This is a genomic window from Blastococcus sp. SYSU D00669 (assembly GCF_054050715.1).
Window position 1 is genome coordinate 68,197 of record NZ_JBJGZV010000005.1, and the last position, 13,370, is coordinate 81,566.

Below are 13,370 nucleotides of genomic sequence, written 5' to 3' on the forward strand. Positions count from 1 at the left end.
GGTCACCCCCCGTCGACGTCGAGCGCCTCGTCCGGGGGTCCCTGGCTCACCGCCACCTGCTGCGGGGCGACCCCGGGGCCGGCGACGACCGCCCGGTCGGCCTCCCCCGGGTCGCCGACGACGGCGGCCCCGGCGGTCAGCGCCGCCTCCCGCAGCAGGTCCCCGGACGCGGACAGCAGCTGCACCGAGCCGGCTGCCGGCGGTGCCGACACCAGCACCGAGCGGCGGTCGCCCTCGGAGGTCACCACCTCGCACTCGGCGGCCACCAGCAGGTCGTCGAGCGCGGTGCCGGCCGGGTGCACCGCCGTCCCGCACGGCCGGGCCACCGGACCGTCGGCGGTCGCGTACCCGTAGGCGGTGGAGGTGACGACGGCGCCCGAGGGCACGGTCACGGCGACGACCACCGCCCGCGCGTCCTGGCCGAAGTGCTCCGGGAGCGGCGTGGTCCACAGCTGGGCGGCGTCGACCGCGTCGGCCGGCAGCCCCGTCGGGTCGAGCACCCGGTGCACCGCCGTCACCACGGCCGCGGCCGGCGCCGTGCCGTCGCCGCCGCGCACCGGCGGCCGGGTGAGGACGGCGGAGGGGTCGAACGGCTCCGGGCCGTCGGCGAACGTCTTCGCGGTCGGCCCGGTGCCCACCAGGACGCCGTCCCGCTCGACCCGGAAGCGCAGACCGGTGCCGGTGGTCCCGGCCGGGGCCCGGTGCACCACCGTGCCGTGGTCGATGGGGTCGGCGGACCAGGTGCGCCCGAAGGACCCGTCGGCGTCCACCTCGACGCCGGTCGAGAAGAGGACCGTGTCGCCCGGCTGGCAGAGGACCAGGACGACGGTCCCCTCGGCGGTGGTGCGGGCGTAGCCCAGGGGGCGGCCGGGCCGCAGCCCGCCCTCGCTGCCCCCGGCCTCCAGGTCGGCCGCGGGAGCGCCCGCGGGCCCGGTGAACCACCGCGCGACCGGCCGCCCGTCGACCACGCCGGCCACCAGGGCCCACCGCACGCCGTCCTCGTCGCCGGCGAAGACGACGCGGTGGGTGTCCGCCGGCGCCTCGGCGCCGTCGACGTCGGTCACCCGGCGGTCGAGCAGCTCCTCGAGGAAGGCCGTGTCACCCGCCAGCGAGCCGCGCACCGGTTCGGTCCACTCCGGCCCGCCGGCGGGCGGCGGGGCCCCGGTGGCGGGCGCCCCGCGGTCGGCCGGGGCGTTCCCGCCGAGCACGGGCACGAGCACGGCGAGCGCCGCGACCAGGCACGCCGCGCCCGCGGCCAGCGCGATCCGGCGGCGCCGCCCGGTGCGGAACCGCTCGAGCACGTCGTCGACGGCGCCGTCGTCGTCCGGGCCCCGGACCGGCACCCGGCCGGCGACGTCGACCAGCCGGTCGCGCAGTTCGGTCTCGAAGGTCATCGCCGTCCCGCCTCTCGCCGTCCCGCCTCCGGTCGGCTAGCGCCGGAGGTGAGCAGGGTGCGCAGCCGGGCCACCGCCCGGGAGCTCTGGGTCTTCACCGTGCCGACCGAGCAGCCGAGCAGCTCGGCGGTGTCGGCCTCGGAGCGGTCCTCGTAGAACCGCAGCACGACCACCGCCCGCATCCGCGGGGGCAGCGTGCGCAGCGCCGCGAGCAGCTGCTCGTCGCGGTCGGCCTGCGGGCGCTCGGCCCGGTCGGGCACCGCCTCGATCACCTGCTCGGTGCTCGACAGCCGGCGCCGCCAGCTGGTGTGGGTGGTGACCAGCACGCGCCGCACGTACGCGGTCGGCTCACCGCGCGCGCTGATCCGCCCCCAGTGCCGGTAGGTCTTGAGCAGCGCGGTCTGCACGAGGTCCTCGGCGTGCCCGTGGTCCCCGGTGAGCAGGTACGCCGTGCGCAGCAGCGAGCGGCGCTGCTGCACGACGAACCGCCGGAACGCGTCGTCGTCCTGCGCGCCCATCGCCCACCCCCAGCCGTCCCTCACCCGGGTACACGCCGCGAGCCGCGGGCCGGGTTGACAGCCGCCCGGTCAGAGCCAGGGGGCGAGGGCCGGCAGCGGACCGTCGGCGGTCAGCCCGTCCCCGGTGCTGCGGCCGGTGACCCACGCCGTGACCGCCGGCAGCGACCCGGCGACGGCCAGCGCCCCGGTCCCCCACTCGCGGTCGCCGGCGAAGACGACCACGTCGGGCACCGTGTCGCGGCGGTCCCACATGCGGAACACGTCGTCGACCAGCGCGGCCTGCACGTCCTCGGGGACGTCGGCGAAGGTGACCCCGGTGTCGAGGTCGACCGCGTGCACCCAGACCTCGCGGCAGCGCATCCACGGCACCTCCGCGGCCGGCACGGTCCGCCCCTGGAAGGTGCGCACGTCGGCCGTCCAGGCCTCCTCGGGCATCTCGCGCACGGCGTCGACCAGCCGCTTGGTGGCGAGCAGCACCTCGCCGCGCAGCTCGTCGGACCCCAGCCGGGCGGTCTCGGCGATCCCGGCGTCGCGGGCCTCCTGGGAGGGGTACATCGGCGTCTCGACGCCGGTGCGCGCCCAGGTGAGCAGGTTGACCAGGGCGTCGGCGTTGCGGGCGACGTGCGCGAGCACCGTCCGCCGCGACCAGCCGGGCAGCCGCGACGGGCGGTCGAACTCCTCGTCGACCAGCCGGCCGAGGGCGGTGGCGAGGTGCCGCTCGCCGTCCTCCCACCAGGGGAGCGTCTCCGGGACCATGGCGCGACGCTAGCGATCCGGAGCCGCGGGCACGACCTCGTGGGCGAGCCCGGCGCCGACCTCCCCCAGCAGCGCCCCGGCCTCGGCCATGGCACGGGCCCGGTCGCCGCCGGCGGCGTCCACCACCGTGCGGACGGCGGCGATGGGCCCCCCCCCCCCCCCCCCCCCGCCCCCCCCCCCCGCCCCCCCCCCCCCCCCCCCCCCCCCCCCCCCCCGGCCCCCCGCCCCCCCCCCCCCCCCCCCCCCCCGCCGCTCGGCGGGCACGGTGCAGTCGCCGCACACCGCGACCACGGGCACCCCGGGCGGCACCCGGCGGGCGACGCCCACCGGCGCCTTGCCGCCCAGGCTCTGCTCGTCCAGCCGCCCCTCCCCCACCACGACCAGCGCGGCTCCGGCCAGCACGCGGTCGGCCCCGATCTCGTCGAGGACGACGTCGATGCCCGGCCGGGGCCGCGCGCCGAGCACCGCCAGCGCGGCGAACCCGGTGCCGCCGGCCGCGCCCGCCCCCGCCGCCGGAGCGAGGTCGCGACCGGTGGCCGCGGCCACCGCCTCGGCCCAGCGGGCCAGCCCGGCCTCGAGGACGGCGACGTCGTCGGCGTCGGCGCCCTTCTGCGGGCCGAACACCGCCGCCGCGCCGCGCGGGCCCAGCAGCGGGTTGTCGACGTCGGAGGCCAGGGTGACGGTGCACTCCGCCAGCCGCGGGTCCAGGCCGGAGAGGTCGAGCCCGGCCAGGTCGCGCAGGGCGGCTCCCCCGGGCGGCAGCGGCCGGCCGCCGGCGTCGAGCAGCCGGGCGCCGAGCCCCTCCAGCAGGCCGGCCCCGCCGTCGGTGGTGGCGCTGCCGCCGACGCCGAGCACCAGAGTGCGGCAGCCGCAGTCGAGCGCGGCGCGCAGCAGCTCGCCGGTGCCGCGGGTGGTGGCGGTGCGCGGGCGGGGTCGCGCGAGCCGGTGCAGCCCCGAGGCCTCCGCCAGCTCGACCACCGCGCGGTCCCCGGCGACGGCGAACGCCGCCTCGACCGGCTCGCCGTCCGGGCCGGTCACCGAGCGCACCACGCGGGTGGCGCCGGCGCTGACGACGGCGTCCACCGTCCCCTCGCCGCCGTCGGCCACGGGCAGCGCGACCCCCTCGACGCCGGCACGGGCCAGCCCGTGCACGACCGCGGCGCAGGCCTCGACCGCGGTCAGCGAGCCGCGGAACTTGTCGAGGGCGACGACGACGGGTGCCATGCGGTCATCCTGCCGGTTCGCGGGTAGGGGGCCGGCATGAGCGACGACGCAGCGACCGGCGGGTTCGCCGCCTCCCTCGGGGCCCGCGCCGAGCAGGCCGAGGACGGGCGGGCGACGGTCCGGTTCGAGGCCGCCGAGGAGCACCTGAACCCGGCCGGCACCGTGCACGGCGGCGTCCTGGCCACGCTGGTGGACACCGCGATGGGGCTCGCCGTGCGCAGCACGACCGGCGACGGCGACGTCCCGGCGACCAGCCAGCTGACGGTCACCTACCTGCGGCCGGGGAAGCCGGGGCCGCTGACCGTGACCGCGCAGGTGCGCACCCGCGGGGAGCACCTGACCGTCTGCGACGCCGACGTGGAGCAGGACGGCCGCGAGATCGTGCACGCCGTCGCGACCTTCGCGCTCCTGCACGGCTGACCGCGGCGGTCAGCGGTTCAGGGTGCTGACCAGGTAGATGAACAGCATCACCAGCAGGATCGCGACGACGAACGCCACCGGGATGATCCACCGGGCGCGGCGCCGGCCGGTCTCGCTCGACTGCCGGCCGGCGTCGGAGGGATCGGAGGTCATGGGAAGCAGCTCCTGGGCTGTACCGGTCCGGCTGGGCTCGCGCGGACGCAGGGGACATGCCCAGGAACGTCCCGTCCAGTCGCGGTGGACACCGGACGCCGGCCACCGACAGACTCGCCGCGTCCGGACGACGACGTCCCGCAGGAGGCCCGGCATGCCGTACCCGTTCGACCGCAGCGGCACCGAGGTCGGCCCGGACGGGATCCGGCGCTACACCGGCCTCCCGCAGAACCTGCTCTCCCTGCTGCGGGCCGCGGTCGACGCGCACCCCGACGCCGAGGCGCTGGTCGAACTGGGCGGCGAGCGGGTCACCTACCGGCAGCTGTGGGACCGCGCGACCCGGGTGGCCGGCGGTCTGCGCGCCGCCGGGGTGCAGCCGGGAGACCGGGTCGCCAACCGGCTGGGCAACGGCAACGACTGGGTGCTCGCGTTCTGGGGGACGCTGCTCGCCGGCGCCGTCGTCGTCCCGGTGAACACCCGGTTCGCCGAGCCCGAGGTGCGCTACGTCGTGGAGGACTCCGGCGCCGCCTACGTCGTGGAGCCCGGCGCCGACCTGCCCGACGGCGAGCCGCTCGCGGTCACCGACCAGGGGCACACCGACCTCGCCGGAATCTTCTACACGAGCGGGACGACCGGCTTCCCCAAGGGGGCGCTGACCACCCACGAGAACTTCCTGTCCAACGTCGAGACCTGCCTGCGCTGCCTCTCCCTGGGCCGGGACGAGCCGCTGACCACGCTGATCTCGGTGCCGCTGTTCCACGTCACCGGCTGCAACTCCCAGCTGCTGGTCGTCACCGCGGTGGCCGGGCGGTCGGTGATCATGCCGGTCTTCGAGGTGTCCGCGTTCCTGCGGGCGATCCAGGACGAGCGGGTCGACGTCCTCACTACCGTGCCGGCCATCTACTGGCTGGCCCTGCAGCAGCCCGGGTTCGCCGAGATCGACACCTCCGCGGTGCGGGCGCTGAGCTACGGCGGCGCGCCGATCGCGCCCGACCTGGTGCACCGGATCAAGGAGGCCTTCCCCACCGCCCGGGTCGGCAACGGCTTCGGGCTGACCGAGACCTCGTCGGTGTCGACCTACCTGCCCGACGAGTACGCCGCCGAGCACGCCGACTCCGTCGGCTTCCCGGCGCCCGTGGTCGACCTCCGGCTGGCCGACCCCGACCCGCGGACGGGCGTCGGCGAGCTGCTGATCCGCGGGCCGAACGTGGTCGCCGGCTACTGGCGGAAGGAGCAGCAGACCCGCGAGACCTTCGTCGACGGTTGGCTGCGCAGCGGTGACCTGGCCCGGATCGACGACGAGGGCCTGCTGTACGTCGTCGACCGGAAGAAGGACATGATCAACCGCGGCGGCGAGAACGTGTACTCGGTCGAGGTGGAGAACGCGCTCGCCGCGCACCCCGCCGTCGGCGAGATCGCGGTGGTCGGCGTCCGCGACCCGATGATGGGCGAGAAGGTCGGCGCCGTCGTCGTCCCCCTGCCCGGCGCCGACCTGGACCCGGCGGAGCTGCTGGCCTTCGCCGCCGAGCGGCTGGCCGACTTCAAGGTCCCCCAGTACGTCGCCGTGCGCCGCGAGCCGCTGCCCCGCAACCCCGCGGGCAAGGTGCTCAAACCGGCGCTGCGCGAGCAGACCGACTGGCAGCCGGTCGGCTGACCACCCACCCACCGCAGGAGGAGCAGCGTTGCCCACCGTCGAGACCGTCCGTGGCCCCGTCGACACCGCCGAGCTCGGCGCCACGCTCATGCACGAGCACGTCTTCGTGCTGTCCACCGAGCACGTGCAGAACTACGGCGCCGGCGACTGGTGGGACGAGGAGGAACGGGTCGCCGACGCGGTGCAGAAGCTGGACGAGCTGAAGGCGCTCGGCATCGACACCATCGTCGACCCGACGGTGTGGGGGCTCGGCCGCTACATCCCCCGGGTGCAGCGCGTGGCCGAGCAGACCGACATCAACATCATCGTGGCCACCGGGCTCTACACCTACGACGAGATCCCGCACCAGTACGAGCACCGCGGCCCGGGTCTGCTGCTCGACCTGCCCCGCGACCCCATGGTCGACGACTTCGTCGGCGACATCCGCGACGGCATCGCCGGGACCGGCGTCAAGGCCGCCTTCCTCAAGTGCGTGGTCGAGGCCAAGGGGCTCACCCCCGGGGTCGAGCGGAACGTGCGCGCCTGCGCGGCGGCCCACCGCGAGACCGGTGCCCCGATCACCGTGCACACCTCGTCGCACACCGCGGCCGGCCGCCTCGCGCTGCAGGTCTTCCGCGACGAGGGCGTCGACCTGACCAAGGTGGTCATCGGCCACGCCGGCGACAGCAACGACCTGGACTACCTGTCCGAGCTCGCCGACGCCGGCTGCCTGCTCGGCATGGACCGCTTCGGGCTGGACATCTACAACCCCACGGCGAACCGCGTGGACACGATCGCCACCCTCGCCGGCCGCGGCTACGCCGACCGGATGGTGCTCGCCCACGACGCGAGCTGCTTCATCGACTACTTCCCGGGCGAGGAGGCCCAGGCGGCGATGCGGCAGATCGCCCCGAACTGGAACTACACGCACATCAGCAAGGACGTGCTGCCGATGCTCCGCGAGCGCGGGGTGACCGAGGAGCAGATCACGCAGATGCTGGTCGAGAACCCGCGGCGCTACTTCGGGTGAGCGCGGGGCACCCGGTGCCACCGGCTACGGTGGCACCGGGTGCCACGCCGTGACGGCCGGCACACCAGCACGCGGGGCGCGGCCCCGCGAGGAACGGAGCGGTCGATGGCGAACGCCTGGTTCGAGACGGTGGCCGAGGCGCAGCGGCGGGCCAAGCGGCGCCTGCCCAAGGGCGTCTACGGCGCGCTGGTCGCCGGGTCGGAGAAGGGCCTGACCGCGGCGGACAACCTCGCCGCGTTCGACGAGATCGGGTTCGCCCCGCACACCGCCGGCCTGGCCAACGCCAAGCAGATGGCCACGACGGTGATGGGCCAGGAGATCTCCCTGCCGGTGCTGATCAGCCCCACCGGCGTGCAGGCCGTGCACCCCGACGGCGAGGTCGCCGTCGCCCGTGCCGCCGCCGCCCGCGGCACCGCCATGGGGCTGTCGTCGATGGCCAGCAAGCCCATGGAGGAGGTCATCGCGGCCAACCCGAAGACCTTCTTCCAGCTCTACTGGATCGGCACCCGCGAGGAGATGGCCGCCCGCGTCGACCGCGCCCGCCGGGCCGGCGCGGCCGGGCTGATCGCCACCCTGGACTGGTCGTTCTCCTACGGCCGCGACTGGGGCAGCCCGTTCATCCCCGAGAAGATCGACCTCGAGGCGGTCCGCCGCTACGCGCCGCAGGTCGCGCTCAAGCCGCGCTGGCTGCTCGAGTTCGCCCGCACGATGAAGCTGCCCGACCTGACCGTGCCGAACATGGTCGCCCACCCCGGTGACCCGGCGCCGACGTTCTTCGGCGCCTACGGGCAGTGGATGCAGTCCCCGATGCCCACCTGGGACGACGTCGCCTGGCTGCGGGAGCAGTGGGACGGGCCGTTCATGCTCAAGGGCGTCATGCGGGTGGACGACGCCAGGCGGGCGGTCGACGCCGGCGTCACCGCGATCTCGGTGTCCAACCACGGCGGCAACAACCTCGACGGCACCCCGGCCTCGATCCGGGCGCTGCCGGCGATCGCCGAGGCCGTCGGCGACTCGGTGGAGGTGCTGCTCGACGGCGGCATCCGGCGCGGCGCCGACGTCGCCAAGGCCCTCGCGCTGGGGGCCAGGGCGGTGATGATCGGCCGCGCCTACCTGTGGGGGCTGGCCGCCAACGGGCAGGCGGGCGTGGAGAACGTGCTCGACCTGCTGCGCGACGGCCTGGGCGCGGCGATGGTCGGCCTCGGCCGCGAGTCGGCCGACCGGCTCTCCCGGGACGACCTCGTGCTGCCTCCCGGCTTCGAGCGCCGGCTCGGCGTGGACGGGCCCGACGCGCCGGTCGACGTCCGCGCCGTGCCGGGGACCCGCTCGGCCTAGTCCCCGGCGCGGGCGACCAGCTGGCGGACGATGACGGTGCGCTGGATCTCGTTGGTGCCCTCGCCGACGATCATCAGCGGCGCGTCGCGGAAGTAGCGCTCGACGTCGTACTCGGTCGAGTAGCCGTAGCCGCCGTGCACCCGGACGGCGTCGAGCGCGATCCGCATCGCCGTCTCGGAGGCGAACAGCTTCGCCATGCCGGCCTCCATGTCGACCCGGCGGCCGGCGTCGAACTCGCGCGCGGCGTGCAGCGTGAGCTGGCGGGCGGCCTCCAGGCCGGTGGCCATGTCGGCGAGGTGGTTGCCGACCGCCTGGTGCTGCCAGATCGGCTTGCCGAAGGACTCCCGCTCGCGGGCGTAGGCGAGCGCGTCCTCGAACGCGGCCCGCCCGACGCCGAGCGCGCGGGCCGCGACCTGCAGCCGCCCGGTCTCCAGGCCCTTCATCATCTGGGCGAAGCCGTGGCCGGGGACGCCGCCGAGCACGCTGCCCGGGCCGGCCCGGTAGCCGTCGAAGCGCACCTCGCAGCTCTCCACGCCCTTGTAGCCGAGCTTGGGCAGGTCACGGCTGACCTCCATGCCGGGGCCCGGTTCGACGAGGAGCACGGAGATCCCGCGCGACCGCGGCCGGGCGGCGGGGTCGGTGACGCAGAGCAGCGCGGTGAGCCCGGCCCGGCGGGCGTTGCTGATCCAGGTCTTGGCGCCGTCGACGACGTAGCCGCCGTCGGTCTCGCGGGCCGTGGTGGTGATCGCCTGCAGGTCCGAGCCGCCCTGCGGCTCGGTGAGCGCCATGGTGGCCCGCACCTCGCCGGTGGCCAGCCGGGGCAGCCAGGCCTGCTTCTGCTCGTCGGTGCCGAACAGCGTCAGCAGCGTGCAGACGACGGAGTGCCCGCCCATCGCGCCGGCCAGGCTCATCCACCCGCGGGCGAGCTCCTCGGTCACCAGGACGAAGCACTGCATGCTCACCTGGGTGCCGCCGTGCTCCTCGGGCACCAGCAGCCCGTAGATGCCCAGCGCCTTCATCGTGCCGATCAGCGCCTCCGGGTAGGTGTCGGCGTGCTCGAGCTCCCGCGCGACCGGCCGCACCTCCCGGTCGACGAAGTCGGCGACGGTGCGCACGATCTCCCGCTCGTCCTCGCCGAGCGCGTCCAGGGACCCCATCGGTGCTCCTCCTCGTCGGTGCCGCCACGATCATCGAAGCCCACGACGACGGGAGGCGGCGCATGGACCTCGCCGAGGTGGCGCGCACGTGGCGGCCGGAGCCGACGGCGGACGAGCAGGTGCTCGACCCCGCGGTCGGCGCGGCGGTCGCCGGCACGTGGGACCAGCCCGCGCCCGGCGACCTCGTACCGCTGCTGTGGCACTGGTTCCACTTCCTCGAGTGGACCGTGCAGTCGCGGGTCGGCGCCGACGGGCACGTCGCCGACGGCACCTACCTTCCCCCGCTGGCCGACCGGCGCCGCATGGTCGCCGGCGGCTCGGTGCGGCAGGCGGCGCCGCTGCGCTACGGCGAGCCGGCGGTGCGGCACCGGCGGCTGCTGGCCGCGACGCCGAAGCGCGGCCGCTCGGGCGACCTGCTGTTCGTCACGGTCCGCAGCGAGCTGCGGCAGGGCGGCCGGCTCTGCGTCGTCGAGGACGCCGACGTCGTCTACCGCAGCGGGCCGGGCTCGACCGACGCCCGGGGCACGGTCCTGGCCACCACCGAGCCCGACGTGGACGGCGAGGTGCTGCCGCTGCGCACCGACCCGCCGCTGCTGTTCCGCATGAGCGCGCTCACCGGCAACCAGCACCGCATCCACTACGACGCGCCCTACGCGGTCGAGGTCGAGCACTACGCGGGCCTCGTCGTCCACGGACCGCTGCTGGTGCTGCACATGGCCGAGCTGCTGCGCCGCTCCCCCGCCGGGCCGCCGTCCTCGCTCGAGTACCGCCTGCGGGCGCCCGCCTTCGCCGGGGAACCGCTGGCCGCGGTGGCCGAGCCCGGGGCGGACGGCGCCACGCAGCTACGGGTGGCCAGCGCCCGCGAGCCGGCGCACGCGACCGCGACCGCCCGCTGGGAGGTGCAGCCGCTGTAGCGAGTGGCTGCAGCGGCTGCACCGACGACCTGCGGGAATAGCGGGTGATGCGCAGCACTTGTCGGGGACATGGCCACTGCGACCTGGAACGGCACCGTCATCGCCGAGTCCGACGACATCGTCACCGTCGAGGGCAACGCGTACTTCCCGCGCGAGTCGGTGCGCGAGGACGTCCTGCGCCCCTCCGAGACGCACTCCGTCTGCCCGTGGAAGGGCACCGCCTCGTACTTCAGCCTCGAGGTCGACGGACAGGTGAACCGCGACGCGGCCTGGTACTACCCGCAGCCCAAGGACGCCGCGAAGGAGATCACCGGCCGCGTCGCCTTCTGGAAGGGCGTCCAGGTCTCCTGATCACTTCCGCTTTCGGCGCCGAAAGCGGTGATCATGCTGGGCGGGTGCCGGCGAGCTCGCGGGCGGCCGCGGCGTCGTCGGCGTCGAGCTCGTTCGCGGTCAGCTCCTGGAAGGTGTCCCACGCCTCGGCCGGGCCGACGCCGAGCGCCCCGGCGATCTGCTCCCAGTCCGCGCCGCCCCGCAGCGCCGCCCGCATCCCGGTCAACCGGCTGTCGTGCGCCTTGCGGCTGACCACCTCGCCGAGGGCGAGCAGCTCCAGCGACTCGTGGACGTCGAGCGAGGTCTCCGCGTGCGCGATCGAGCTCCAGTCGTCCTCGTCCACCTGGGCGACGGAGTTGAGCAGCGGGCCGCCGGTGTCGCGGCGGCTGAGGAAGTCCAGGCGGGTCGCGGCGGTGGTCAGGGAGAACTCGTGCTCCAGGGCCTCGGGGGTGATGTGCATGGGCTCCACCCTCCCCTGCCGCCCGGCCTCGCCGCACCCCGGTCCCGGCAGTTCAGCAACGCGAGAGGGCCCGCACCCCGGACGGGGTGCGGGCCCTCGAGCACGTGCGGACGGCGTCAGCTGTCGACGCCGACCGCCTCCTTGGCCAGCGCGGCCAGGCGCGTCTGCGCGACGTCGGCGATCTGCGGGCGGTTCTTGTGCGTCTCCTCGTACCGGATGACGACCTGGAGGTCGTGGGCCGTGGAGAGCTCCCGGATCGCGGCGATGGCGTCGTCGTTGGACAGCTCGTCGAAGCCCTTGATCGGCAGTTCCGAGGCCGAGACGTCGCCGAGCTCCTCGCGGACGGCGTGCACCGCCTCGGCCTGCTCCGGCCGGTCCTCGCGGCGGGCGATCCGCTCGGCCCGGCGCAGCGAGGCCGAGCGCCCGGCGGCGAGGGACTCCCGGACGGCGGAGGTCAGCTGCCCGGCGCGGCCGGCGACCTCGCCCAGGCGCGCCTCGGCCTGCCGGCGGCCCTGGGTCAGGCTGTCGAGGGTCTCGTTGACCTGGTTGGCCACGAAGCGGTACGGCGTGACCGCGGCGTGCGCGACGCTGCCCGCGACCCGCTGGAACGGCGTCGGCTGCAGGGCGGCCGGACCACCGAGCGCCTCCTCGGCCAGCACCACGGTCAGCCACTCGACGGTGGCCTCGTGCGCGGCGACCAGGCGCTCCGCGAGCTGCTCGACCGCCGGCAGCGCGGCCTGCTGGGCCAGCACCTTGAGGTAGGTGGCGCGGTCGAGCAGCTGGTGCTCGAGCTGCAGGTCCTGCAGCAGCGCCTCCTCGAGCGGCTCGGCCTGCTCGAACGTCGCCTTGAGCACCGCGGTCAGGCGGCCGACGGCGGGCGTCACGACGTCCGGCACCCCGCCGAGGGCGCGCAGCTGCTCGGTGATGGCCTGCGTGCGCTCCGCGGCGTGGTCGGCGTTCTGCGTCAGCTCGCGGCGGACGGCGTCGGTGCGCGCCTGGGCGACGCGGGTGCGGGCGATCTGCTCCTCGGTCTGCGTCAGCAGCACGAGGGCGCGCAGCTGGTTGATGATCTTGTTGTTGTCGGTCGTCACGGGGAACTCCAGACCGCTGGGGGGAAGACCTTGCTCCCGGGTTCTGCCCCGTCCCGTGGGGGCGCTAACTCTTGCAAGCGTATTGCTAGCAGTGAGCCGCCTCACGCCCGCCGCAGGGTCGCGTACGCGTCGACGATCCCGAGCATCTCGGCCACCCCGTGCATCTCCGACTCGAAGAAGGCCTCCGCGTCGTCCAGGGCGAACTTGAGGTGGCCGAAGATCTCCATGGCGACCAGCCCGTAGAGGCGGACCCAGCAGGTCAGGAAGATCCGCACCACGCCGAGGGGCAGCTCCACCGGGAACTCGCACATCCAGAGCCGCAGCTGCTCGGCGAGCGCCGGGGGGATCTCGTCGTCGGCGGGCACGGGGAACGGCCGGGCGAGGTACACCTGGGCGACGAGCGTGGCGAACACGGTGCCGAAGCGCTGCGCCGCGGCGTGCGCGGGGCTGTCGGGGTCGGCGTGCAGCTTGTCACCGTCCGGTACGACCCCGTCGCCGGCCGCGCCGAACAGCAGGCCGAACTCCTGCTGGTGGCCGATGGCCCACCGGCGGAACGCGCGGGCGCAGGCCAGCAGCTGGACCGGCGCGGTGGCGGGGTCGGCCGCGTCGCGGGCCGCCTCCAGCTCGGCGACGAGCTCCTCGTAGAGGTCGGCGACGACGTGCTCGACGAGGTCCTCGCGGCTGGCGAAGTACCGGTAGAGCGCGGGCGCGGTCATGCCCATCTCGCGGGCGATCGCCCGCAGCGCGAACCCCTCGCCGCCGTGCTCGACGAGCACGCGCCGGGCGGTCTGCCGGATCTCGCGGAGCGTGTCGGCGCGGAGTCGGTCGCGCCGGCTCAGCGGCTCCGCCGGGACATCTGTCATGACTCCTGCTCACCCTGTTGACAGGCTGTGAACGGTGTATGCAGAGTTAGCGCCGTTCGCTAACACCGTTCACCAACGTGATCGACACTAAC

Annotated in this window: 15 protein-coding genes; 6 read left to right on the forward strand and 9 right to left on the reverse strand. The window is 75.3% G+C overall.

What is annotated here, in order from left to right; genetic code table 11:
• Positions 1-2 precede the first annotated feature (2 nt).
• From ACI8AF_RS05780 to ACI8AF_RS05795, 4 genes are all read right to left on the reverse strand, one after another.
• A complete protein-coding gene (locus tag ACI8AF_RS05780; protein WP_456538723.1) occupies positions 3-1,394 on the reverse strand; it encodes a hypothetical protein in 1,392 nt (463 codons plus the stop codon).
• Positions 1,391-1,912 carry a SigE family RNA polymerase sigma factor gene (locus ACI8AF_RS05785; protein WP_456538724.1) on the reverse strand — a complete coding sequence of 174 codons (522 nt, stop codon included), beginning with the start codon at positions 1,910-1,912 and terminating at the stop codon, positions 1,391-1,393. The genes ACI8AF_RS05780 and ACI8AF_RS05785 overlap by 4 nt, the downstream gene beginning before the upstream one ends.
• 69 nt (positions 1,913-1,981) lie before the next feature.
• Positions 1,982-2,668, reverse strand: coding sequence for a maleylpyruvate isomerase N-terminal domain-containing protein (locus ACI8AF_RS05790; protein WP_456538725.1), 687 nt, complete (start codon positions 2,666-2,668; stop codon positions 1,982-1,984).
• 9 nt (positions 2,669-2,677) lie between these two features.
• Complete coding sequence (locus ACI8AF_RS05795; RefSeq protein WP_456538726.1) at positions 2,678-3,892, reverse strand: glycerate kinase; 1,215 nt, start codon at positions 3,890-3,892, stop codon at positions 2,678-2,680.
• A gap of 36 nt (positions 3,893-3,928) precedes the next feature.
• On the opposite strand from ACI8AF_RS05795, the gene ACI8AF_RS05800 reads away from it, so the two are divergent.
• The gene (locus tag ACI8AF_RS05800; RefSeq protein WP_456538727.1) at positions 3,929-4,312 is read left to right on the forward strand and encodes a PaaI family thioesterase; all 384 of its coding nucleotides are present in this window, start codon (positions 3,929-3,931) and stop codon (positions 4,310-4,312) included.
• Between the two features lie 9 nt (positions 4,313-4,321).
• Here ACI8AF_RS05800 and ACI8AF_RS05805 read toward each other — a convergent pair whose 3' ends face one another.
• A complete protein-coding gene (locus tag ACI8AF_RS05805; protein ID WP_456538728.1) occupies positions 4,322-4,465 on the reverse strand; it encodes a hypothetical protein in 144 nt (47 codons plus the stop codon).
• 154 nt (positions 4,466-4,619) lie between these two features.
• Between ACI8AF_RS05805 and ACI8AF_RS05810 the strand changes: the two genes are divergently transcribed.
• The 3 genes from ACI8AF_RS05810 (at position 4,620) to mftD (ending at position 8,463) form a co-directional block, all read left to right on the forward strand.
• Positions 4,620-6,119, forward strand: coding sequence for a class I adenylate-forming enzyme family protein (locus tag ACI8AF_RS05810; RefSeq protein WP_456538729.1), 1,500 nt, complete (start codon positions 4,620-4,622; stop codon positions 6,117-6,119).
• 28 nt (positions 6,120-6,147) lie between these two features.
• On the forward strand, positions 6,148-7,128 hold the full coding sequence (locus ACI8AF_RS05815; protein ID WP_456538730.1) for a phosphotriesterase family protein: 981 nt from the start codon (positions 6,148-6,150) through the stop codon (positions 7,126-7,128).
• Positions 7,129-7,233: 105 nt separating this feature from the next.
• Positions 7,234-8,463: a pre-mycofactocin synthase MftD gene (mftD, locus tag ACI8AF_RS05820; protein ID WP_456538731.1), complete on the forward strand. Its 1,230-nt coding sequence runs from the start codon at positions 7,234-7,236 to the stop codon at positions 8,461-8,463.
• Here mftD and ACI8AF_RS05825 read toward each other — a convergent pair.
• The gene (locus ACI8AF_RS05825) at positions 8,460-9,620 is read right to left on the reverse strand and encodes an acyl-CoA dehydrogenase family protein (protein ID WP_456538732.1); all 1,161 of its coding nucleotides are present in this window, start codon (positions 9,618-9,620) and stop codon (positions 8,460-8,462) included. The genes mftD and ACI8AF_RS05825 overlap by 4 nt on opposite strands.
• A gap of 2 nt (positions 9,621-9,622) precedes the next feature.
• Between ACI8AF_RS05825 and ACI8AF_RS05830 the strand changes: the two genes are divergently transcribed.
• Positions 9,623-10,534 carry a hypothetical protein gene (locus tag ACI8AF_RS05830; RefSeq protein WP_456538733.1) on the forward strand — a complete coding sequence of 304 codons (912 nt, stop codon included), beginning with the start codon at positions 9,623-9,625 and terminating at the stop codon, positions 10,532-10,534.
• Between the two features lie 69 nt (positions 10,535-10,603).
• On the forward strand, positions 10,604-10,885 hold the full coding sequence (locus ACI8AF_RS05835) for a DUF427 domain-containing protein (RefSeq protein WP_456538734.1): 282 nt from the start codon (positions 10,604-10,606) through the stop codon (positions 10,883-10,885).
• A 31-nt stretch (positions 10,886-10,916) separates the two neighbouring features.
• On the opposite strand, the gene ACI8AF_RS05840 is transcribed toward ACI8AF_RS05835, so the two are convergent.
• From ACI8AF_RS05840 to ACI8AF_RS05850, 3 genes are all read right to left on the reverse strand, one after another.
• Positions 10,917-11,324, reverse strand: a complete 408-nt coding sequence (locus ACI8AF_RS05840; RefSeq protein ID WP_456538735.1) for a hypothetical protein — start codon at positions 11,322-11,324, stop codon at positions 10,917-10,919.
• Between the two features lie 116 nt (positions 11,325-11,440).
• The gene (locus tag ACI8AF_RS05845; protein ID WP_456538736.1) at positions 11,441-12,415 is read right to left on the reverse strand and encodes a ferritin-like domain-containing protein; all 975 of its coding nucleotides are present in this window, start codon (positions 12,413-12,415) and stop codon (positions 11,441-11,443) included.
• A 101-nt stretch (positions 12,416-12,516) separates the two neighbouring features.
• Positions 12,517-13,278 carry a TetR/AcrR family transcriptional regulator gene (locus tag ACI8AF_RS05850; protein WP_456538737.1) on the reverse strand — a complete coding sequence of 254 codons (762 nt, stop codon included), beginning with the start codon at positions 13,276-13,278 and terminating at the stop codon, positions 12,517-12,519.
• Positions 13,279-13,370: the final 92 nt, after the last annotated feature.

What these genes read in the sequence shown, in the direction of transcription:
- ACI8AF_RS05805 (WP_456538728.1), bottom strand. Translation starts at nt 4,465, where the DNA reads ATGACCTCCGATCCCTCCGACGCCGGCCGGCAGTCGAGCGAGACCGGC.
- ACI8AF_RS05835 (WP_456538734.1), top strand. Translation starts at nt 10,604, where the DNA reads ATGGCCACTGCGACCTGGAACGGCACCGTCATCGCCGAGTCCGACGAC.
- ACI8AF_RS05780 (WP_456538723.1), bottom strand. Translation starts at nt 1,394, where the DNA reads ATGACCTTCGAGACCGAACTGCGCGACCGGCTGGTCGACGTCGCCGGC.
- ACI8AF_RS05850 (WP_456538737.1), bottom strand. Translation starts at nt 13,278, where the DNA reads ATGACAGATGTCCCGGCGGAGCCGCTGAGCCGGCGCGACCGACTCCGC.
- mftD (WP_456538731.1), top strand. Translation starts at nt 7,234, where the DNA reads ATGGCGAACGCCTGGTTCGAGACGGTGGCCGAGGCGCAGCGGCGGGCC.
- ACI8AF_RS05825 (WP_456538732.1), bottom strand. Translation starts at nt 9,620, where the DNA reads ATGGGGTCCCTGGACGCGCTCGGCGAGGACGAGCGGGAGATCGTGCGC.
- ACI8AF_RS05810 (WP_456538729.1), top strand. Translation starts at nt 4,620, where the DNA reads ATGCCGTACCCGTTCGACCGCAGCGGCACCGAGGTCGGCCCGGACGGG.
- ACI8AF_RS05800 (WP_456538727.1), top strand. Translation starts at nt 3,929, where the DNA reads ATGAGCGACGACGCAGCGACCGGCGGGTTCGCCGCCTCCCTCGGGGCC.
- ACI8AF_RS05840 (WP_456538735.1), bottom strand. Translation starts at nt 11,324, where the DNA reads ATGCACATCACCCCCGAGGCCCTGGAGCACGAGTTCTCCCTGACCACC.
- ACI8AF_RS05785 (WP_456538724.1), bottom strand. Translation starts at nt 1,912, where the DNA reads ATGGGCGCGCAGGACGACGACGCGTTCCGGCGGTTCGTCGTGCAGCAG.
- ACI8AF_RS05795 (WP_456538726.1), bottom strand. Translation starts at nt 3,892, where the DNA reads ATGGCACCCGTCGTCGTCGCCCTCGACAAGTTCCGCGGCTCGCTGACC.
- ACI8AF_RS05790 (WP_456538725.1), bottom strand. Translation starts at nt 2,668, where the DNA reads ATGGTCCCGGAGACGCTCCCCTGGTGGGAGGACGGCGAGCGGCACCTC.